A 20,150-nucleotide genomic window follows, 5' to 3' on the forward strand; every position below is an offset into this window, starting at 1 on the left:
CTCAAACCACAGCCTCAGAATCAGAAACCGCGCCGATAAAAACACTTTATGCCCAACACTTAGCTAAAAGCTATAAACGCCGCCGTGTCGTTAAGGATATTAACCTAGAGATATCTCAAGGCAGCGTGGTAGGGCTACTAGGCCCCAATGGCGCAGGCAAAACGACATCGTTTTATATGATTGTCGGCTTGGTAAAGTCTGATGCGGGAAAGGTTGGCATTGATGAGCTTGATTTAACCCATGCCCCCATGCACGAACGTGCAATGGCTGGTATTGGCTACTTGCCTCAGGAAGCCTCTATTTTTCGCAAACTTACCGTCGCCGACAACATCATGGCAATCCTGGAAACCCGCAAAGAGCTCGATCGTAGCGCCAGGGAGCAGCGCCTTGAGTCGCTACTGGAAGATTTTCACATCACGCACATTCGTGACAACTTCGGCATGAGTCTTTCGGGCGGAGAGCGTAGACGTGTTGAGATTGCCCGCTCCCTCGCGACCGAGCCTGCCTTTATCCTGCTTGATGAGCCGTTTGCCGGCGTTGATCCAATCTCAGTGGGCGATATTAAAACGATCATTCGAGCCCTCAAAAAGCGCCATATCGGCGTGCTGATCACTGATCATAACGTCAGGGAAACACTGGATATTTGCGATATTGCTTACATTGTAGGTGACGGCCATATCATCGCCAGTGGCCCCCCTCAGGAAATTCTCAACAACCAGCGGGTAAGAGACGTTTATTTGGGGGCTGATTTCCGCTTGTAAACAGCCATCTGTAGAAAAAATAGTAGTGGTGGCATACTTATTGCACTTGCACCAAGCCATAACTCGCACTAGGGTGGAGCTTTCTGATTAACGAGCGGTTCTCAGATGGTCATGAAAGCTTCTCTTCAATTGCGTATCGGTACACAGCTGACCATGACACCTCAGCTGCAGCAGGCCATCGCCCTGTTACAGCTATCAACGCTGGACCTCCGTCAAGAAATTCAGCAAGCACTTGATGCCAATCCAATGCTTGAGCAGGAAGATGAGTTCGGCGAACAGGCCGTTAGTGAACCCCAGGAAGCTGAATGGTCCGAAAGCATTCCTAACGAACTCTCAACTGACAGTGACTGGTCAGACACTTATCAAGACCTTGGTAGCCATGGTGCCAGCAGCGAGGGGCCTGACTTTGAGCGTCAAGCCGCTGGTCAAAGTTTGCATGGCCACTTACTTTGGCAACTCGCCATGACAGATTTTTCACCACGCGACCACGCCATTGCTGAAAGCCTCATCGATGCACTGGATGCCAACGGCTACCTAACCCAGCCTCTCAATGACATTCGCGAAGGACTTAAAGCCCAAGGGCATGAAGGCCTTAGCCAGCGTGAAGTTGAAACAACCTTGCTTCGTCTTCAACAGTTTGAGCCCACCGGTGTATTTGCTCGCGACCTGCGGGAGTGCTTAATGCTGCAGCTCGCCTCACTACCGGAAGATACACCGCTGCTTATGCCTGCCAAGCGGTTAGTGCGTCAATTTCTGGAAGCGCTTGGTAAGGATGATGTGCGTTTGCTAAAGCGGCGGTTAAGTCTAGATGATGAGCAGCTTGATGATGTCATCCGCTTGATCCGCAGCCTTGATCCTCGCCCAGGAAGTGCCTTTGGCGACACTGATGACAGCTATGTAACGCCAGATTTAGTCGTACGCCATGACCACGAAGGATGGCACCTGGAGCTAAATCCTGAGGCATTGCCGCGCTTGCGCATTCAACCTGACTACGCAAGCCTGATCAAACGGGCTGACAAGAGCCAAGATAACCAATTTTTAAAAGAGCATCTCCAAGAAGCTCGCTGGCTCATCAAGAGCCTTTCAAGTCGAAATGATACGCTACTGCGGGTGGGCCGAGAAATCATAGCTCGCCAGATAGGCTTTCTGGAACACGGCGAAGAAGCCATGAAACCGCTGATTTTAGCCGATATCGCAGACGCCGTAGAAATGCATGAATCCACTATTTCCAGGGTCACCACCCAGAAATACATTCATACTCCGCGCGGAGTGTTTGAGCTCAAATACTTCTTTTCAAGCCAAGTAAGTGGCCAGGACGGCGGTGACAGTCACTCCAGCACCGCCATCCGCGCTCGAATCAAAAAACTGGTGCAAGATGAACCGCCCGGGAAACCTCTCTCAGACAGCCGCCTCGTGTCGCTATTGGAAGAGGGTGGCATTAATGTGGCAAGGCGAACGGTGGCCAAATATCGCGAGTCGATGGGTATACCCTCTTCAAGCGAACGCCGCCGTTTACGCTAATAAAACAGTGCTAACGAACAAAGTCTGTCTAAGGGCTTTGCAATAGCGCAAAAAGGGTTACAATCGAAGAACAGTCCGATGGATAAGGAGCACGTCAATGCAAGTAAATATCACTGGTCATCACGTAGATCTGACTGACGCCTTGCGTGACTATGTAAATGAGAAGCTGGAACGCGTTGAGCGCCATTATGACAATATCACCACCGTACAAGTGACCTTATCTGTTGAAAAGGAGCGCCAGCAAGCTGCCTGCACCCTGCATGCTGCAGGTGCCGATCTACACGCAGAAGCATTAGACAACGATATGTACGCTGCGATTGATGCACTAGCGGACAAAATTGATCGTCAACTCGTTAAACACAAGGAAAAAGCACAAGCTCGCGCCCAAGGCGCTGGCGTGCGTTAACTCAATGACGTTGGAAACTATTCTTCCCCCGGAGCGCGTGCTGTATGACGTCCCCGGGGGCAGCAAAAAAAGGGTGCTGGAATTTTTCAGCACCTTTATTGCGCAAAACACGCCAAGCCTAGATAGCCAAGAAGTCTTCAGCCGCCTGATTGGTCGTGAGCGTTTGGGTAGCACTGGAATAGGCAACGGCGTTGCTATTCCTCACGCCCGTAGCCCTCACTGCAGCTCGCCTATCGCTGGTTTTTTAAAGTTAGCTGAGCCAGTAGATTTCGATGCTATTGATGGCGACCCCGTCGACCTTGTTTTCGTACTTTTAGTGCCCGAAGAGGCGGACGACACGCACTTAGCCTTATTAGGGCAAGTGGCGTCCATCATGAACAACGTTGACACACGTCAGCAGCTTCGTAGAGCGGCTAGCCAACGTGAGCTATTGGACCTTATTACAGCAAAAATTCGTGAACAACCTGTTACCTAAATGGTCCACCGCTAGACACTGCCTACTAGTTTAACGTTTACCTCCATTTTTATTGGCATGCCAAGAGAAACTCTATGCAACTGGTGATCATTAGCGGCCGTTCAGGGTCCGGTAAATCTATCGCCTTACAAGCGTTAGAAGATCTTGGCTATTGTGCCATCGATAATTTGCCCGCCATGTTACTCGGCTCCCTTGTGGATGAGCTTCGCGAGCAAGGGGCACGCCCTCAACTAGCGGTAAGTATCGATGCGCGTAATTTACCAGCTGCGCTAAAGCAGCTGCCAAAAATGCTTGAATCTTTGCGTCAGAAAAGCATTCACTTCCAGGTTATCTATCTAACCACCGATGCGCGAATTCTTCTTGAGCGATACTCAGCCACGCGTCGTCGCCACCCTCTTACGCGTGATAGTGACATGACGCTTGAAGAGGCCATCAATAAAGAAGAAGAAACCCTGCTCGACATCCGTGATCTTGCCGACCTGATGATCGACACATCGCGTCTGTCGGTTCATGACCTGCGCCGCCGAATAACGGATCAGGTTGCCCAACAGCGTGAAGATAGATTAACGCTGACACTAGAGTCATTTGGCTATAAACGTGGCGTCCCACTTGACGCTGATCTCGTCTTTGACGTGCGCTGCTTACCAAATCCCTACTGGGACCCTACGCTGCGCCAATACACTGGGCGTGACGCGAACATCATCAACTTTCTTAAGGGATATCCCGTCGTAGAAGAAATGCGCAATGATATCCAGACATGGTTGGAAAAGTGGCTACCCGCTTACCAAAATAGCCAGCGCAGTTATATGACTATTGCTATTGGCTGTACCGGCGGGCAGCACCGTTCTGTCTATATGGTGGAACAACTGGCACAAATGCTGGTGAAACAAGCGGGAGAGGTTCAACTCCGTCATCGTGAGCTAGGCCTGCAGTACACCCTAAGTGAACAGCAGCCCTCCACATCCGAGCCTTCAACAAACGCGCAATAAGCAACGCCTTTTCTTCACGACCCCACTCGGCTAAAAGGAACCAGAGTGCCAGAAAGAACCTTAACACTCACTAATCAGCGCGGCCTTCATGCTCGTGCAGCGACAAAACTCGTCAAGTGTAGCCAACAGTTTTCGGCCAACATTCACGTTTACAAACAACAGCAAATGGCTGATGCGGCCAACATTATGTCGTTATTGATGCTGGCCGCCCCTTGTGGCACTGAACTTAGAGTCCATGCGGAAGGCGACGACGCCGAACAAGCACTAGAGGCCATTGAAGCACTATTCGACGCACGTTTTGACGAAGAGCACTAACATCAGTGAATACCACTGACATCATTAAAACAGCATCAGCCAACGTGTTAACTGAGCTGTTAGCTAAGGTGTTAGTTACCAGCGACGGTCATTGCATCAATTAGCCAGCTACCCGTGTGAATACTGCCACGGGTATCGATGTCATCACCGACTGCGACCAAGCCAGCAAACATGCTATTCAAATTACTGGCAATAGTGAACTCCTCGATAGGGTGCTGTATTTCACCATTTTCAACCCAAAAGCCGGCAGCACCTCGCGAATAGTCGCCAGTCACGCCGTTAACCCCCTGTCCCATTAGCTCAGTCACCCAAATGCCACGCCCCATCTGCTTCAGCAAATCATCTCGGGGCGTCAGCGGCGCTAACAAACGTAAATTGCGTGCCCCACCTGCATTACCTGTAGATTGCATACCTAAACGCCGCGCACTGTAAGCAGACAGCATATAGCTAGCCACACTACCCTGATCAATAAAGCGATTGTTGCGAGTTTGAACGCCTTCAGCATCAAACGGCGAGCTAGCCGTCGCACCCACCTCCATAGGCCGCTCTTCCAAGCCAAACCAGCTCGGGAATAGCTGGCTACCTAAACGATCACATAAGAAAGAGGATTCGCGATAAAGCGCCCCACCTGCCAACGCCCCCATCAAGTGACCTACTAAGCCGCTGGAAAGTGACGGGTCGAACAGCACCGGAAAGGTACCTGTTGGCGGCCGTTGAGCGCCTAACCGACGTAGCGTGCGTGACGCGGCTTCGCGGCCAACCTCCGCGGGATCTCGAAGCATGGCGGGATTACGTGCCGAGGTATAATCGTAATCGCGCTGCATGCCCTTCTCATCCTGTGCAATCAGCATGCAGGAAAGTGAATGACTACTGCCTTTCTGGGTGCCGAGGAAACCGTGGCTGTTAGCGTAAACTCGCACTCCCTCACCACTGGATAGCGAAGCGCCTTCCGACTGATGAATTCCCGCAACATCACGCCCCGCTTTCTCACATGCCAGCGCCAAATCGATTGCTTCATCAGTCGTCAACGACCATGGATAATGCACTTTAAGGTCAGGTAGGTCAGTTGCCATTAGCGACGCATCTGCTAACCCTGCGGCAGGGTCCTCCCCCGTATAACGGGCAATTGCCAGGGCTTTCTCTACCGTGGCTTTAATTGACGCGCTGCTGGCATCGGTAGACGAGGCGCTGCCCTTGCGCTGCCCAACATATAGCGTAATGGCAATTCCTTGATCACGTGAAAGTTCGACAGTTTCCACCTCTCCAAGACGCACGCTTATCCCAAGGCCTTGATCTACACTAGCGCCGACTTCAGCAGCATCTGCGCCTAATTTTTTTGCCAGCGCAAGCGCCTCTTCAGCACGCTGGGTTAACAGCACCTGCTGGGCCGCTGCATCAAATGCTTGTGCCATTTTGGCCTCCTTTTCGCCTGAATCGCATTGGCGGATCAATGTTGTGGTCGCAGCCTGATATAATGCTGCAAACGAAACTAATTAGTGAGTTCTAGTATGCCTAAGCAACGCCCCGAACCCCTCGATATTGATGAACAAGAAGAGCGCCCTAGTAAGTCTCAGCTCAAGCGGGAAATGCATGCTCTCCAGGCGCTTGGCGAAACGCTTATCGCGATGAAACCAGCCGAGCGCGCAAAATTTCCGCTCTCTGACGACATGTTACGCGCCATAGAAGAAACCTCTCGCATCCGCTCCCATGAAGGCCGCCGTCGCCATATGCAATATGTGGGCAAGCTTATTCGCAAAGAAGACCTTACTGCCATACAGGGTGTCTTCGACGCTATCGAGCAGGAAAAAGAGCAGCGCGATCATGCCTTTCACCGGCTAGAAAAATGGCGCGATCGGTTAGTCGAAGAAGGCGACAGCGCTGTCGATCTATTTATGGCGGAATACCCTAACGCTGACCGTCAGGTAATACGACAACTAGTGCGCAATGCGCGTAAAGAGCGTGAGCAAAGTAAACCACCGACCAGCTCGCGCAAGCTGTTCAAACACTTACGCGATACGCTGGCACTCTAACCCCTATATGTCTCAATGACTGGGCCATAAAGGCTAGTTCATAAGGACCAAGTCATTAAGACCAAGTCATCAAGACCAAGTCATCAAGACCAAGTGATGACAATCAAGTCACGAAGACTGAGTGCCGCCGACCGTCAGCTCATCCAGCTTAAGGGTGGGCTGACCGACGCCTACCGGCACACCCTGTCCCTCTTTGCCGCAGACACCGATACCTGTATCCATTTCCATATCATGGCCAATCATTGAAACACGCCCCATTGCCTCAGGACCGTTGCCAATCAAGGTAGCCCCTTTAACAGGCGCAGTAATTTTGCCATCTTCAATGAGGTAGGCTTCGCTGGCTGAAAAAACGAACTTGCCTGATGTAATATCGACCTGACCACCACCGAAACTGACCGCATAGATACCGCGCTTAACGCTTTTGATAATGTCGGCGGGTTCATCTTGGCCTGCCAGCATGACAGTATTGGTCATACGCGGCATCGGCAAATGGGCAAAAGATTCACGCCGCGCATTACCCGTTGGCGCCATATTCATTAACCGTGCATTAAGCTTATCTTGCATATAGCCAGTTAAAATACCGTCTTCAATCAGCGGCGTGTATTGCCCTGGCGTGCCTTCATCATCCACGCTTAACGAACCACGGCAATCAGCAACGGTAGCATCATCGACGACCGTCACACCTTTCGCCGCAACACGTTTCCCCATCTGCCCTGCAAACGCTGAACTACCCTTACGATTAAAATCGCCTTCAAGCCCGTGGCCCACCGCTTCATGAAGCAAAATACCTGGCCAGCCAGCGCCGAGAACAACCGGCATTTGACCAGCAGGTGCATCGACTGCCTCTAGGTTAACTAAGGCTTGGCGAACAGCTTCTTTCGCATAGCGTTCCGCTACGTTTTCATCTCGCAGCCTGGACATGGAGTAACGACCGCCGCCCCCAGCACCGCCTCGCTCTCGCCGACCATTTTTAGCCGCGATAACACTTACATTAAAACGGACTAATGGGCGGATATCTGCCGCTAAGGTGCCATCACTGGCACGCACTAACACCACTTCATAAGTGCCTGACAATGAGGCGCTCACTTGGCTAATACAGGGGTCAGCTGCACGCGCGATGCGGTCTGCTTCTTTTAACATTGCCACTTTTTCGTCAGCAGTAAGCCCCGCCAACGGATCAAGTCCTGCATAACGACCGGCAGCGCTGACAGCCACTACCGGCTGCCCAGGTAACTGCTTACCACTACGCACAATGCCCGCTGCTGTACGGCCAGTATCCATTAGCGCATCTGCGGTAATTTGATTGGAGTAGGCAAAGCCTGTCTTTTCACCTGCTAAGGAGCGCACACCAACGCCGCCATCAATGTTATAGCTGGCTTCTTTTACTTCACCATCTTCCAACACCCACCCCTCTTGCCAAGTACGCTGGAAGTAGAGATCGGCATAATCAATACCAGCACCCAGGGCATAAGACAGCCCTGTATCAAGGGCATCCAAATCCAGGCCACTTGGTGTCAACAAAATGGAAACAGCGGTATTTACATCGCTCTTATGTGCGGTCATTAAGGGCCTTCTAGAGTGATCTGCGGCGACGTCCACGGACCTCGCACGCGATAGTGAATAGTGGTTGCTTGATCTAACGCGCTACCAAAAAGCTGATCCGCTACAAAAAGAGCGCCACCTACAATCGGAGCACCTACGGCTATGGCTGCGAGAGGCAAGCTTTGGCTAATAGGTAGTGTGACGCCTAGTCGCTGATCAAGTTCACGTTGTATAAGATTGACGCTTCCCGTCAGGGTTAGCGTGGTAGATGGCGCTTCAATGGAAAGTGGACCGCGCAGCAGTAATTGACCCGCGGCGACATCTGCCGTGCCATGCACCCGATCAAATGCAGTTCCTTGTCCCGTCACGTCCGAAAAATCGAAACGCAAGCGACGCAGTATATTGTCAAAATTAAGCAGACCAACCAAGCGAGCCGGTGTAGATTCCAGCGTCACAAAGCGCCCATCACGTACATCGGTACGAATATCGCCTTCCGCCCGACTTAATTCAAATTGCCAGGGAGCGCCTGGCCACGTCAGCGCTGCGCTGACATCCGTGGAGCGGCTACGCATGGCGACTGGTTGGCCTAGACGCTCTAACGCAGTGCCTACATCACCACCCTGTATCGAAACATCAGCGCGGGTATGACTATTGTTAGCGTCGCCTTCCCATACCAGTTCTCCGCGGGCAGAGAGCTGCCCTAATGTCAGGCCGACCGGGGAAAGAGTAAAACGTTGCCCCTGGCTTTGCCAATAAGCGGTTAACGGTCCGAAACGCCCTTCCCCAACGCCAATATCGGCTAGTCTGAGCCTGCCATCCGGCAGCTGGTTAAGCCATTCTGGCATGGCAATTGGTGTGGTGTACTGCGTTTCAACAGCATCCATCCAAGAGCCAGGGGTCGGCGCACTGCTGTCATGCGCTGCAGCAGGCATATCAAATAGTCGATCTACTTCCAGCGACGAGATAGCGATATCAAGCGGCAGCTCGCTACCGGGCTGATAAGTCACTCGACCTGACACAAGGTCACCGCTTAACTGTATAGCCAAGCGCTTTCCTTCAATATTGCCTGTCGCTTCTAAGCGACCAAAACACGCATCACGGAAATGCACGCAAGGCGTACTAAGCATTACTGATATTGGCGTATCCTCACTATCGCCATTCGACGAAGATGACGCCTGCATCAACGGTGACAACGCCTCCTGCCAGTCATCAAGAGGCAACTCATCAACCTGCGCGACAACGCTCCAGCCTGGCTGCGTTGGCCAGTCACTCGGTGCGGCAGCACTGCCCAAAGCAATTACCCCTGCCAGCTCATTATGATCAAGCTGTACGCGAGCATTAACGATGTCGGCTAACTGTGTTGTTAAGTGGCCACTATCGACGTCCGCGCTTAACCGCCATGGCCATGGCTGTTCAGCGGACTTGCTAAATGGCGCTGGCAACCTGCTTGTAATACCAAGCAAGCGGCTTTCAAGGACGATCGACGGTGATGGCTGTAGGTTGACCTGCCCACGCCACTGAGCACGCCCCTCAAACAGTTGGCGAGCTTGTTCAGCTGGAATATTGGCCAGTTGAAATAAGGTGGCGACATCAATATTTCCGCCCAAGGCAATACCGTCGTCTGGAACATTGATATCCGCTTCTATGGAATTACCTGACCACAGACCCGAGACATGCCCGAGCAAAGCGCTTTTTTCGCCGTGCTGCTGCCACGTCACCTCCCCCTGAAGATCTTCTAGCGGAATGTCGACAGGCTGAAAAGCAAGCATTGTGACATTTGGTCGAGCATTAATCTCCAGCGCCAATGAGTCCGGCGCGCTTAGTGGTAACGATAAAGCGATGTCACCCTCAACCCGACCCTCTGCACGAACATCGTTAAGCAGAGGCAGATCAATCTCAGGCATCGCCTGGAGAAACGCCAGCAGTGAATCACTATCACTGCTGACACTTCCCGACAAATTAAGCGTCTCATCAGCCATCTTTAGCACCCCATCAGAGACGTCAATGCCCTGGCTTTCAGCATGCTGAATAACCGCCTCCAACACCTGATCCTTCCAAACCAATCTGCCCTCGATCTTCTCAAGCATGGGCCACTCAGGCGCGATAGGTAATCGCCCCTGTGTGACAGAGAGGGCCAACGTGGAGGAATTTTGATCTGCAAACTGACTTTCTGAACCAGCCTCTTCCCCAGTAAAGGGAAAGCTAAGCTTGAGCGAGCCGTGGGGAACAACACCGCCTATATCGGTTAATAGCCACTCACGAAGTTCAGGCTCAAGAGCTTTAACGGGCAGCCACTGAGAGAGCGGGTAATTAAGCGCATCAACATTTGCAAACGCAATATCAAGCCCAAACTGGCCGCCCTGTTCACCCGCAATCAGACCAAAACCCCCACTCACCTCGGCACCATCCCAATCTAGGCGTAGATCCCTACCACTGATCATGGTGCTCGGGCCGTCATACACCCACTCCACCACACCCTCGGCATGGCTCAACAGCATGGGTGATTCAAACAATTCAGGAAAATTAAGCGAGCTGCTTCCAGCACTGTTAAACGTTACTCTGCCGCGAAAGTCTCTTGCCTGTACCCAAGCATCTAACGGGCCACCTCCTGGCGCTTGCTCCCAAGGCAGCACAGCCACATTGGTTAACGCCGCATCAACCCCCCAATGGCCTTCATGCTGACCTAAACGCAAACCTTGGACCTGACCACGGGGTGAGAGTGTTTGTAACACTCGAGTAAGCGATTCAGGCAACAAAATATAGTCGCGCCAAGCCGCCAAAGAAGCCAGCTCAAATGCGCTGGTGCGCACCTCCCATCGATCAGGCTGGTGGGATAAGTACCAATGCCGCGGTAAGGCTGGGCCAACACTTCCACCTTCTGGACGCGCCCACTCGACGTTTTCAGCATCACCACTAAGCCATGCTTCGCCGCCCTCACCGTCTCGCCGCCAAAGGCCATTGGCCTGAATGTTTTGCAGTACGGCGTATTGAATCTCGTGGCGAAGGGTCAACTGTGGAACATCGACAGCCAAGCGAACCTCATCTAAGCGTCCTGCATGCCAGCGACCCCACAACGTAACCTCGCCTCCCATTTGCTCTAGAGAAGGCATGCGATCGGAACGTAAAACAGCGGCTAGTGCCACTAGATGATCCAGTTGCATGTCCAATTGGAGCGCCGCTGAAAAATCACGGAAACCCTGCTCTCCAGGCTGCATCTCCACGTTCATCGCAATGGCCGGCAGCGTTTCTTGTGCTTGTGCTTCTTGAGTCTCCTTTTCTTGAGACCCTGTTCCTTGCGAATCCACGCTTTGAGATTCTAAGATCGTGACGGCACCCTCCAAGCGCGTTCGCCGCTTATCGCCATTGAGCAGCAAGGTAGGCGCGTGCAAGGTGACGGCCTGTTGGCTTCCATGCAGCACCAGACGAGTATTATCTACCCACAATCGCTGGCGAAGAATAAGACCTGCCCAGGCGTCCAACGCCGCTAAATCAACAGTAGGCTCCTGAGACATAACGATCGGCAGCTCTGCTGGTGCAGGCCAGCCCCAAGCAGCGTCTCGCTGCTGATATAGATGAAATTCAAGGCCTGTGATGCGCGCATCATTAAATACGGGTGCAATACTTCTCAATGTCGCCCAACCATCAAGCCGTAAATGCGCACTTTCAAGGGATACTAATTGCTGCCCGTCAGGCGTCGCTGAATGCACACCTTCCAATTGCAAAACAAGATCGTTACGCGCCAACGACAGCGATAGGTGCTCGATAGTAACGGGCACCCCCACACGGGCCTCTAATAACGCTTCTATTTTCGGTGTTAGTAGGCTGGATTGGCTAATTAATAAGCGTGCCAATAATAGAAAGACAGCAAGACCTCCTAGTAACGAGGCGATCGCTACTAGGCACCATCGAGAGAATGAACGTAACGCTATCATTACATTAGTACGATGTCGTACTGTTCTTGGGAGTAGTGTTGCTCTACTTGAAAACGAATGGTTTTATTAATAAACGTTTCCAGGTCGGCGACCGCCGCAGACTCTTCGTCCAACAGTCTGTCAACTACCGGTTGAGAGGCAAGCACCATATACGTTTCGGCACTGTAGGCACGCTCTTCGCGCAATATCTCGCGAAAAATCTCGTAACAAACAGTTTCAGGCGTTTTCAACGTCCCGCGCCCACTGCATGTTGGGCAAGCCTCGCACAAGGTTTGCTCCAGACTTTCCCGCGTGCGTTTACGGGTCAACTGCACTAAACCCAGCTCAGTCACTCCGGTGCACTTCGTCTTCGCATGATCACGCTCTAGCGCTTTCTCAAGCACGCGTAACACTTGGCGCTGATGCTCTACATCCACCATATCGATGAAGTCGATAATAATGATGCCGCCAAGGTTGCGTAGCCTTAGCTGACGGGCAATCGCAGTCGCCGCTTCCAGGTTCGTTTTAAAAATCGTCTCTTCAAGATTACGATGACCGACATAACCACCGGTATTCACATCAATTGTGGTCATCGCTTCTGTCGGGTCGATAACCAGATAGCCACCGGACTTCAACTGAACCTTACGCCCCAGTGCTTTTTGAATTTCATCTTCAACGCTATACAGATCAAAGATGGGTCGCTCGCCTGGATAATACTCGATACGGTCTACCGCATCTGGCATAAATTCTTCAGCAAACTCGACCAGTTTGACAAAGTTCTCGCGGGAATCGATGCGCACTTTTTCAATATCATCGCGCATGACATCCCGTAATGTACGCATAAACAACGGCAGGTCATCGTAGATCACACTAGGCGACGCCGCCGTTATTTTACGCTCACTGACTTTGCGCCAAATACGCAGCAGGAAGTACATGTCACCCGCCAGCTCTTCATCACCGACCCCCTCTGCCGCTGTGCGCACGATGAAGCCACCGGTTACCTCGATGGTCTGCTCGTCAATGCCCTTATCGAGCAGCGCTTTTAAACGCTCCCGCTCTCGCTCATCTTCAATGCGCTGAGACACGCCATGATGGGGAGAGTCAGGCATATAGACAAGATAACGTGAAGGAATCGAGAGATGGGTAGTGAGCCTGGCACCCTTGGTGCCAATGGGATCTTTGGTCACCTGAACGACAAGCGCCTGACCTTCATGTAGCAACTGACCAATAGTCTGCTGCTCATCATTAGGCGTCCCTGATGGCATTACCTCATGGGCATGAATAAACGCAGCGCGTTCAAGGCCAATATCAACAAAAGCAGCCTGCATGCCAGGCAGCACACGTACTACTTTGCCTTTGTAAATATTACCTACAATGCCGCGCCTACGTGAGCGTTCAATGAGCGCCTCTTGTAAGACACCATTTTCCACCAGCGCAACGCGAGTCTCCATTGGCGTTAAATTGATGAGGACTTCACCGCTCATGCAAAATTCCTTATTGAGTCACAGTATCCTTGCCAACACAGCAGGCGGCGAAATGGCGGTTAGCTCTGCTGATAGCAGCCCGACCAGATTGGCACCCCTTGCTGGCACAACAAGCGTGTTGTTTCATAGAGAGGCAGCCCAACGACTGCTGAATGGCTGCCCTTAATTTCTTCAACAAACACAGCGGCTAAACCTTGGATGGCATATCCTCCGGCTTTGTCTACTGGCTCACCAGTTTGCCAGTAGTCCGCTATTTCCTGCTGACTGATTACGCGCATCTTGACGACCGTTGTCACACAACAAGAGAGTACACCCTTGGGGCCAGCCACAGCGACCGCTGTTAATACATTATGACGACGCCCTGACAGCTTCTTAAGCATAACGGCTGCATCATGCTCATCAATTGGCTTGCCTAATATCTGATCATCAATCACCACGGCCGTATCTGAACCCAGCACAGGAAGGGCTGTTCTTGAAACAGCCGCTTGCGCTTTCGCACTCGCCAAGCGCTCCACATAAGCTTGCGCAGATTCACCCTTGAGCGGCGTTTCATCTACGTCACTTGGCATGACCTCGACCGCCACACCTATCGATGCTAACAACGCCTTACGTCTAGGCGATGCCGAAGCAAGGCATAACACAGGCGGCGATGCAGAACGTGAACTATCCATTACAGCAACTCCGGCAGCTTATTAAATGCTCAGCCGCATGAACTATAAATCATTACACGCTAGCTAAACGCTGTTCGAGCGCTTTAAGCATGGTAGACCACCAGGGCCACAGAACAGCACTGATCAGTGATGGAATCAAAAAAGACAAATGGATTGAAAAATCCCCCGTCAGCGTGCGTAACCACTGCTCAATCAACTGCACCAAGCCTAATAAGACCAACACGAGAACAGACTGCTGTACTAAAGAGTAAGCACGAAAGCGCGGGTAAACCAGGGCGCATAAGAAGGCCAACAGCGACAATATCAGAGCATGCTGACCTAACGCGGTACCTTCGATCAAATCCATCAGAATGCCGATAACAAAGCCATGAAAAACACCAACTCTATCCGGTGTTCGCATGCACCAGTAAATCAGCATTAGCCCTATCCACTCAGGACGGTATACCTGCCACCCCTCTGCTAAAGGCATCACTTGCAAGCACAATGCAAGCACAAGCGTAAACCATACAAAGATAAGTGATACGACTGGCGTCTTAGCCATTACTGCACCTCTCGTGCAGCATCCTGCTGCAAACCAATACGCTGGGCAGCGTGCAGTGCAGCGGCTGAAATTTCCATACCCTCTCCCCAAATAGTATCCTCTATCTCTTCACGGGGCGGCGGGAACAGCAATAAGAAGTGACGTGAACGCTGCAACTGAGCAGAGGGCTCTGCGGTCACTTGAGCGAAAGGCTGACCTGGGTCGTGATAAACGTCGGTGACCCTAGCAACGGGATGGCCTGGCGGGAAGCGTCCTGCCAACCCTGATGTGGTCAGCAGATCACCTTCGCGAATGTCTGCTGTATCCGGCACATGCAAAACCTTCACGCTTCCATAACGACCAGCTCCCTGCACAATAAATCGCAGGCCATTACGGTTCACCTGAACAGGCAATGCATGGCTCGCATCAGCCAGTAACAGAACGCGGCTTGAATACGCCGACACAGCGGTCACTTGCCCCACTAAGCCAAAAGCATCAATCACCGGCTGACCGACATAGGCACCATTTCGATGCCCCCGGTCAACCACCATCTGATGACTAAAAGGATCATTATCTAGCGACAGTAGCTCAGCAGTTATGTACGGAATATCTCTACGCTGAGCTGCCTTCAGAAGATCACGTAATTCGGCATTCTCCGCGGTCAGATTAGCCAACCGCTGACCACGATGTGAAAGCGTCAAAATTTGCTCACGCAGGCGACGATTCTCATCGACGAGCGCTTGCTGGTCAGAAAGCGCAAGCGCGCCCCAGTTAAGTAGATCGCTAGGCACGCTAACGACCCACTGAATTGGGGCAACAATCATCGTCATTTGGGCACGCACACCTTCCATGCGGGTAAATCGCTGATCGGCAAACATTAAAATGCTTGCCAATAGCACACAGAAGAATAGCCGATACCCTGGCAATGACGCGTGCGAAAATAGCGGTTTAATAGGCAATCCCCCGCGATAAACCGCTACGATCAGTCGCTCGACAGCAACTCGAAGGTATGCTGATCAATCATTTCCAGTGCCTTGCCGCCACCGCGGGCCACACAGGTGAGCGGATCTTCAGCCACAATCACCGGCAAGCCTGTCTCTTCGGCGATCAATTTATCGAGATCACGCAACAGCGCGCCACCACCGGTCAGCACCAAGCCACGCTCCGCGATATCAGAAGCCAGTTCCGGTGGTGATTGCTCAAGGGCACTCTTGACCGCTGCCACAATAGAACCCAAGGTTTCTTGAAGCGCTTCGAGAATCTCATGGGAGTTCAGTGTGAAACTACGCGGTATGCCTTCCGCCAGGTTACGTCCACGCACATCAATTTCGCGCAGTTCGCCCCCGGGATAAGCACAACCGATCTCTTCTTTGATTCGCTCAGCGGTGGCTTCACCAATCAGGCTGCCGTAGTGACGACGCACATACGCAGTGATGGCCTCATCAAAACGGTCACCGCCGACACGAATAGATTCTGAATAAACCACGCCGTTGAGCGAAATAATGGCGATTTCGGTAGTACCACCACCGATATCAACCACCATTGAGCCCTGCGCTTCTTCAACCGGAAGCCCTGCGCCAATTGCGGCGGCCATCGGCTCTTCGATTAAAAACACTTCACGAGCACCAGCACCTTCCGCCGACTCGCGAATAGCGCGCCGTTCCACCTGCGTTGACATGCAGGGAACGCACACCAAGACACGAGGACTAGGCGTTAAGAAGGTGCTTTGATGCACTTTACGAATAAAGTGTTGAAGCATCTGCTCAGTCACGGTGAAGTCGGCAATAACGCCATCTTTCATCGGGCGGATGGCGGTAATATTGCCTGGCGTGCGACCGAGCATACGTTTGGCATCGGTACCAACCGACGCCACGCTGCGCATGTTGCCAGACTGGCGGATAGCGACTACGGACGGTTCATCGAGAACGATGCCACGACCGCGTACATAAATCAGTGTGTTGGCCGTACCCAAGTCGATCGACAGATCGCTGGAAAACAGCCCCCTCAAACGTTTGAACATGGATGTTGTTACCTAGTGCAGACCGGGAACCCTGTGCGGATGCAAACGGTATCACCGCTACCCCTTGGCAGCAAGCACGAGTCGTGCCTAATACTGCCCGTTAGGGCCAATATGTGGTACCTTTTGCGGCTATTTTCTACGTCTGCTACACAAGACGAATTTAAGATGACCGTATGTATACCGCTGAACGCGGAATATGTTCCATCACGTTTGCAAGGAAAATTCGATCATGGCGCTTGAAGAATCTCATGTGCGCCGGGCCGCACACTTGGCCCGACTCGCCGTTAGCGATGACCAAGCCAGTGGTTTTGTCGACGATCTAAGCCGCATTCTGGACATGGTCGACCAGCTACAAAGCCTGGACACCGATGGCATTGCGCCGCTTGCGCACCCGCTGGATGCCACACAACGGCTGCGAGCCGACGAAGTCACGGAAACTAACCAGCGCGACGCTTTCCAGCGCTGTGCTCCGGCAGTAGAAAATGGCCTGTATCTAGTACCCCGCGTGGTGGAGTAGCCAGATTACCACGCACAGGCCGCTATTTTCTGCTCTTTCTATTCGCCCCCGAACGGAGCTTCCGGGTCATGCATGATAAAACCGTAACGCAGCTTGCCGCCGCCCTGAAAAGCGGTGAGCTTTCCAGCCGAGAGCTGACTTCACACTTTTTACAGCGTATCGAGCAAGCTGATGGCACGCTCAATAGCTTTATTACCGTCACCGCCGAGCAAGCACTTGATCAGGCAGAAGCTGCCGACAATGCGCGTGCTGCAGGTAAGGCTGGCAAGCTAACAGGCATTCCCTTCGCGCTGAAAGATATCTTTTGTACTCAAGGGGTGAAGACCAGCTGCGGTTCAAAAATGCTCGATAACTTTATCGCGCCTTACAATGCCACCGTGGTAGAGAAACTCAACGCTGCCGGCACCATTAGCCTGGGTAAAACCAACATGGATGAGTTCGCTATGGGCTCTTCCAACGAAAATAGCTATTTTGGTGCAGTAAAAAATCCCTGGGACCTTACTGCAGTTCCTGGCGGCAGTTCAGGTGGTAGTGCCGCCGCAGTAGCAGCAGGCCTTGTCCCTGCTGCGATGGGCACAGACACCGGCGGCTCTATTCGTCAGCCCGCAGCGTTTTGCGGCATCACCGGCTTGAAGCCTACGTATGGCCGCGTTTCTCGCTATGGCATTATTGCCTACGCGTCTAGCCTCGATCAGGCTGGCCCTATGGCGAAAAGTGCTGAAGACTGCGCGCATCTGCTCAATGTCATTGCTGGCCATGATGTACGTGATTCCACCAGCGTTGCCCGCGGCGTTCCCGACTACACAGAAACGCTCAACGCACCGCTTTCTGGCCTCAAAATCGGCTTGCCAAAGGAGTACTTTGGCGATGGTTTAGACGCTGACGTCGAAAAAGCGGTCCGCGAGGCAGTGAAAGTATATGAATCATTAGGAGCGACCGTACGCGAGGTGAGCCTGCCGCATACCCACTATGCGATTCCGGCTTATTACGTTATCGCCCCTGCAGAGGCTTCCTCGAATCTCTCCCGCTATGATGGCGTGCGTTTCGGGCATCGCTGCGATGCACCAGCTGATCTTATTGATCTCTACACGCGGTCTCGTGCGGAAGGCTTCGGTGATGAGGTGAAGCGGCGCATCCTGATTGGCACACACACGCTTTCTGAAGGCTTTTTTGACGCCTACTACACCAAAGCGCAGAAAGTGCGTCGTTTGATTCGACAGGACTTCCTGGACGCCTTTGAAGACGTAGACGTACTGATGGGGCCCGCATCGCCAACGCCCGCGTTTGATCTTGGCGCCAAGAAAGATCCGGTGTCTATGTACCTACAGGACATTTACACCATCGCCGTTAACCTAGCCGGCATTCCTGGCATCAGCGTTCCAGCAGGCTTTTCCAATGGCCGTCCGGTTGGTCTGCAGATCCTGGGTACCCACTTTGCAGAAGCACAGCTGCTAAACGTGGCTCACCAGTTCCAGCAAGCCACTGATTGGCACTTACAACGCCCTGCTTTTGCCGAGGAGAACGCCTAATGCAATGGGAAACCGTGATTGGGCTGGAAGTGCACGTTCAGCTCGCAACTCGTTCGAAAATTTTCTCCGGCGCCTCCACCGCTTTTGGTGCAGAACCGAACACTCAAGCCTGTGCTGTTGACCTTGGCTTACCTGGCGTTCTGCCTGTGCTGAACGAGCAGGCCGTGGCCATGGCCGTTCAATTTGGGCTTGCGGTACACGCCGACATTCCTGAAGTATCGGTGTTCGACCGTAAAAACTACTTCTATCCCGATTTGCCCAAGGGCTACCAAACCAGCCAGATGTATCATCCGATCGTCGGCGCAGGTGATGTCGAAATCACCCTAGATGACGAATCGACCAAGCGTATTCGTATTCATCACGCCCATCTTGAAGAAGACGCTGGCAAGTCGCTACACGAAGACTTTCACGGCATGACGGGCATCGACCTTAACCGGGCGGGCACACCGCTACTGGAAATCGTCTCTGAACCGGATATGCGCAGTGCAAAAGAGGCCGCCGCGTATCTCAAAGCGATTCACTCTATTGTGACCTATTTGGGCATTTCCGACGGCAATATGGCGGAAGGCTCAATGCGCTGTGATGTTAACGTTTCAGTGCGACCTAAAGGCCAAGAAGCCTTCGGCACTCGCGCGGAAATTAAAAACGTCAACTCGTTCCGCTTTGTTGAGCGCGCCATTGCTTATGAGGTCGAACGCCAGATTGAGCTGATCGAAGACGGCGGCAAAGTCGTGCAGGAAACCCGCCTGTTTGATCCTGAGCGCGATGAAACCCGCAGCATGCGTACCAAAGAGGAAGCTAACGACTATCGCTACTTCCCCTGCCCGGATCTGTTACCCGTGGTGTTAGATCAAGCTTACCTTGATCACCTTCGCAGCCAGTTGCCAGAGCTTCCTGCCGATAAGCGGGCGCGTTTCCAGAATGAGCTAGGCTTATCGGCCTATGATGCCCACGTACTGTCTGCTAGCCGAGAAATGGCCGAGTTTTTCGAAGAAGTACAGCAAGTGTGCGGCGATGCTAAACAAGCCGCTAACTGGGTACAAGGGGAGCTTTCGGGTGCGCTTAACCGTGAGAACCTAAGCATTCAGAACAGCCCGGTTTCCGCAAAACAGCTCGGCGAGCTAATTAGTCGCGTACTGGATGACACCATTAACGGCAAAGCCGCTAAGCAAGTCTTCCAAGCATTGTGGAATGGCCAAGGCGATAGCGCCGACGCCGTCATTGACGCAAAAGGCTTGAAGCAAGTCACGGATACTGGCGCGATTGAAGCGATGATTGACCAGGTTATCGCTGAGAGCCCGGCTCAAGTTGCTCAATATCGTGATTCTGAGCCAGAGAAACGCGGCAAAATGATTGGTTACTTCGTTGGCCAAGTCATGAAGGCATCCCGCGGCACAGCGAATCCGCAGCAAGTTAATGGCTTGTTAAAAGAGAAGCTGGACGCACTGCTGTAACGTCG

18 protein-coding genes are annotated in these 20,150 nt (G+C 52.6%); 10 read left to right on the top strand and 8 right to left on the bottom strand.

Annotated features, from left to right (window positions below; genetic code table 11):
• The first annotated feature begins 35 nt into the window (after nt 1-35).
• From lptB to K7H08_RS02640, 6 genes are all read left to right on the top strand, one after another.
• On the top strand, nt 36-761 hold the full coding sequence (lptB, locus tag K7H08_RS02615) for an LPS export ABC transporter ATP-binding protein (protein ID WP_095603314.1): 726 nt from the start codon (nt 36-38) through the stop codon (nt 759-761).
• Nucleotides 762-866: 105 nt separating this feature from the next.
• Complete coding sequence (locus K7H08_RS02620; RefSeq protein WP_038485513.1) at nt 867-2,282, top strand: RNA polymerase factor sigma-54; 1,416 nt, start codon at nt 867-869, stop codon at nt 2,280-2,282.
• A gap of 97 nt (nt 2,283-2,379) precedes the next feature.
• Complete coding sequence (hpf, locus tag K7H08_RS02625) at nt 2,380-2,688, top strand: ribosome hibernation-promoting factor, HPF/YfiA family (protein ID WP_009721972.1); 309 nt, start codon at nt 2,380-2,382, stop codon at nt 2,686-2,688.
• 4 nt (nt 2,689-2,692) lie between these two features.
• Nucleotides 2,693-3,163 carry a PTS IIA-like nitrogen regulatory protein PtsN gene (gene ptsN, locus K7H08_RS02630; RefSeq protein ID WP_038485517.1) on the top strand — a complete coding sequence of 157 codons (471 nt, stop codon included), beginning with the start codon at nt 2,693-2,695 and terminating at the stop codon, nt 3,161-3,163.
• A 74-nt stretch (nt 3,164-3,237) separates the two neighbouring features.
• Complete coding sequence (rapZ, locus tag K7H08_RS02635) at nt 3,238-4,152, top strand: RNase adapter RapZ (protein ID WP_038485520.1); 915 nt, start codon at nt 3,238-3,240, stop codon at nt 4,150-4,152.
• A gap of 45 nt (nt 4,153-4,197) precedes the next feature.
• Nucleotides 4,198-4,467, top strand: a complete 270-nt coding sequence (locus tag K7H08_RS02640; protein WP_038485523.1) for an HPr family phosphocarrier protein — start codon at nt 4,198-4,200, stop codon at nt 4,465-4,467.
• 71 nt (nt 4,468-4,538) lie between these two features.
• Here the strand turns inward: K7H08_RS02640 and pmbA are convergent, their stop codons facing one another.
• A complete protein-coding gene (pmbA, locus tag K7H08_RS02645) occupies nt 4,539-5,879 on the bottom strand; it encodes a metalloprotease PmbA (RefSeq protein ID WP_120386766.1) in 1,341 nt (446 codons plus the stop codon).
• A gap of 96 nt (nt 5,880-5,975) precedes the next feature.
• On the opposite strand from pmbA, the gene yjgA reads away from it, so the two are divergent.
• The gene (yjgA, locus tag K7H08_RS02650; RefSeq protein ID WP_038485529.1) at nt 5,976-6,497 is read left to right on the top strand and encodes a ribosome biogenesis factor YjgA; all 522 of its coding nucleotides are present in this window, start codon (nt 5,976-5,978) and stop codon (nt 6,495-6,497) included.
• A gap of 108 nt (nt 6,498-6,605) precedes the next feature.
• On the opposite strand, the gene tldD is transcribed toward yjgA, so the two are convergent.
• Genes tldD through K7H08_RS02685 form a run of 7 tightly spaced genes read right to left on the bottom strand, consistent with a single transcriptional unit; the run spans nt 6,606 to nt 16,645 of the window.
• Nucleotides 6,606-8,060 (bottom strand): metalloprotease TldD, encoded by a 1,455-nt coding sequence (gene tldD, locus K7H08_RS02655; RefSeq protein ID WP_038485532.1) that lies wholly within the window; start codon nt 8,058-8,060, stop codon nt 6,606-6,608.
• Nucleotides 8,060-11,971, bottom strand: coding sequence for a YhdP family phospholipid transporter (locus K7H08_RS02660; protein ID WP_231657118.1), 3,912 nt, complete (start codon nt 11,969-11,971; stop codon nt 8,060-8,062). Before K7H08_RS02660 ends, tldD begins: the two co-directional genes overlap by 1 nt.
• Nucleotides 11,971-13,434 (bottom strand): ribonuclease G, encoded by a 1,464-nt coding sequence (rng, locus tag K7H08_RS02665; protein WP_038485538.1) that lies wholly within the window; start codon nt 13,432-13,434, stop codon nt 11,971-11,973. Before rng ends, K7H08_RS02660 begins: the two co-directional genes overlap by 1 nt.
• A 59-nt stretch (nt 13,435-13,493) precedes the next feature.
• A complete protein-coding gene (locus K7H08_RS02670; RefSeq protein WP_038485541.1) occupies nt 13,494-14,105 on the bottom strand; it encodes a Maf family protein in 612 nt (203 codons plus the stop codon).
• A gap of 52 nt (nt 14,106-14,157) precedes the next feature.
• Nucleotides 14,158-14,646, bottom strand: a complete 489-nt coding sequence (gene mreD / locus K7H08_RS02675; protein ID WP_038485544.1) for a rod shape-determining protein MreD — start codon at nt 14,644-14,646, stop codon at nt 14,158-14,160.
• The gene (mreC, locus tag K7H08_RS02680; RefSeq protein WP_231657119.1) at nt 14,646-15,584 is read right to left on the bottom strand and encodes a rod shape-determining protein MreC; all 939 of its coding nucleotides are present in this window, start codon (nt 15,582-15,584) and stop codon (nt 14,646-14,648) included. Before mreC ends, mreD begins: the two co-directional genes overlap by 1 nt.
• 23 nt (nt 15,585-15,607) lie before the next feature.
• Complete coding sequence (locus tag K7H08_RS02685; RefSeq protein WP_009721960.1) at nt 15,608-16,645, bottom strand: rod shape-determining protein; 1,038 nt, start codon at nt 16,643-16,645, stop codon at nt 15,608-15,610.
• Nucleotides 16,646-16,874: 229 nt separating this feature from the next.
• Here K7H08_RS02685 and gatC point away from each other — a divergent pair, with 229 nt between their 5' ends.
• From gatC to gatB, 3 genes are all read left to right on the top strand, one after another.
• Entirely contained in the window at nt 16,875-17,162 is a 288-nt protein-coding gene (gatC, locus tag K7H08_RS02690) for an Asp-tRNA(Asn)/Glu-tRNA(Gln) amidotransferase subunit GatC (protein WP_038485550.1), read from the top strand.
• Between the two features lie 68 nt (nt 17,163-17,230).
• Nucleotides 17,231-18,691, top strand: coding sequence for an Asp-tRNA(Asn)/Glu-tRNA(Gln) amidotransferase subunit GatA (gene gatA, locus K7H08_RS02695; protein WP_038485553.1), 1,461 nt, complete (start codon nt 17,231-17,233; stop codon nt 18,689-18,691).
• Nucleotides 18,691-20,145 (top strand): Asp-tRNA(Asn)/Glu-tRNA(Gln) amidotransferase subunit GatB, encoded by a 1,455-nt coding sequence (gene gatB, locus K7H08_RS02700; RefSeq protein WP_083005853.1) that lies wholly within the window; start codon nt 18,691-18,693, stop codon nt 20,143-20,145. The genes gatA and gatB overlap by 1 nt, the downstream gene beginning before the upstream one ends.
• Nucleotides 20,146-20,150 lie beyond the last annotated feature (5 nt).

The sequence above is a fragment of the Halomonas sp. IOP_6 genome, from assembly GCF_021151565.1.
GTDB classification, from domain to species: Bacteria; Pseudomonadota; Gammaproteobacteria; order Pseudomonadales; family Halomonadaceae; genus Vreelandella; species Vreelandella alkaliphila.

Coding starts and splice junctions, on each gene's coding strand:
- K7H08_RS02620 (WP_038485513.1), top strand. CDS start 867: ATGGTCATGAAAGCTTCTCTTCAATTGCGTATCGGTACACAGCTGACC.
- hpf (WP_009721972.1), top strand. CDS start 2,380: ATGCAAGTAAATATCACTGGTCATCACGTAGATCTGACTGACGCCTTG.
- ptsN (WP_038485517.1), top strand. CDS start 2,693: ATGACGTTGGAAACTATTCTTCCCCCGGAGCGCGTGCTGTATGACGTC.
- rapZ (WP_038485520.1), top strand. CDS start 3,238: ATGCAACTGGTGATCATTAGCGGCCGTTCAGGGTCCGGTAAATCTATC.
- pmbA (WP_120386766.1), bottom strand. CDS start 5,879: ATGGCACAAGCATTTGATGCAGCGGCCCAGCAGGTGCTGTTAACCCAG.
- yjgA (WP_038485529.1), top strand. CDS start 5,976: ATGCCTAAGCAACGCCCCGAACCCCTCGATATTGATGAACAAGAAGAG.
- tldD (WP_038485532.1), bottom strand. CDS start 8,060: ATGACCGCACATAAGAGCGATGTAAATACCGCTGTTTCCATTTTGTTG.
- K7H08_RS02660 (WP_231657118.1), bottom strand. CDS start 11,971: ATGATAGCGTTACGTTCATTCTCTCGATGGTGCCTAGTAGCGATCGCC.
- rng (WP_038485538.1), bottom strand. CDS start 13,434: ATGAGCGGTGAAGTCCTCATCAATTTAACGCCAATGGAGACTCGCGTT.
- K7H08_RS02670 (WP_038485541.1), bottom strand. CDS start 14,105: ATGGATAGTTCACGTTCTGCATCGCCGCCTGTGTTATGCCTTGCTTCG.
- mreD (WP_038485544.1), bottom strand. CDS start 14,646: ATGGCTAAGACGCCAGTCGTATCACTTATCTTTGTATGGTTTACGCTT.
- K7H08_RS02685 (WP_009721960.1), bottom strand. CDS start 16,645: ATGTTCAAACGTTTGAGGGGGCTGTTTTCCAGCGATCTGTCGATCGAC.
- gatC (WP_038485550.1), top strand. CDS start 16,875: ATGGCGCTTGAAGAATCTCATGTGCGCCGGGCCGCACACTTGGCCCGA.
- gatA (WP_038485553.1), top strand. CDS start 17,231: ATGCATGATAAAACCGTAACGCAGCTTGCCGCCGCCCTGAAAAGCGGT.
- gatB (WP_083005853.1), top strand. CDS start 18,691: ATGCAATGGGAAACCGTGATTGGGCTGGAAGTGCACGTTCAGCTCGCA.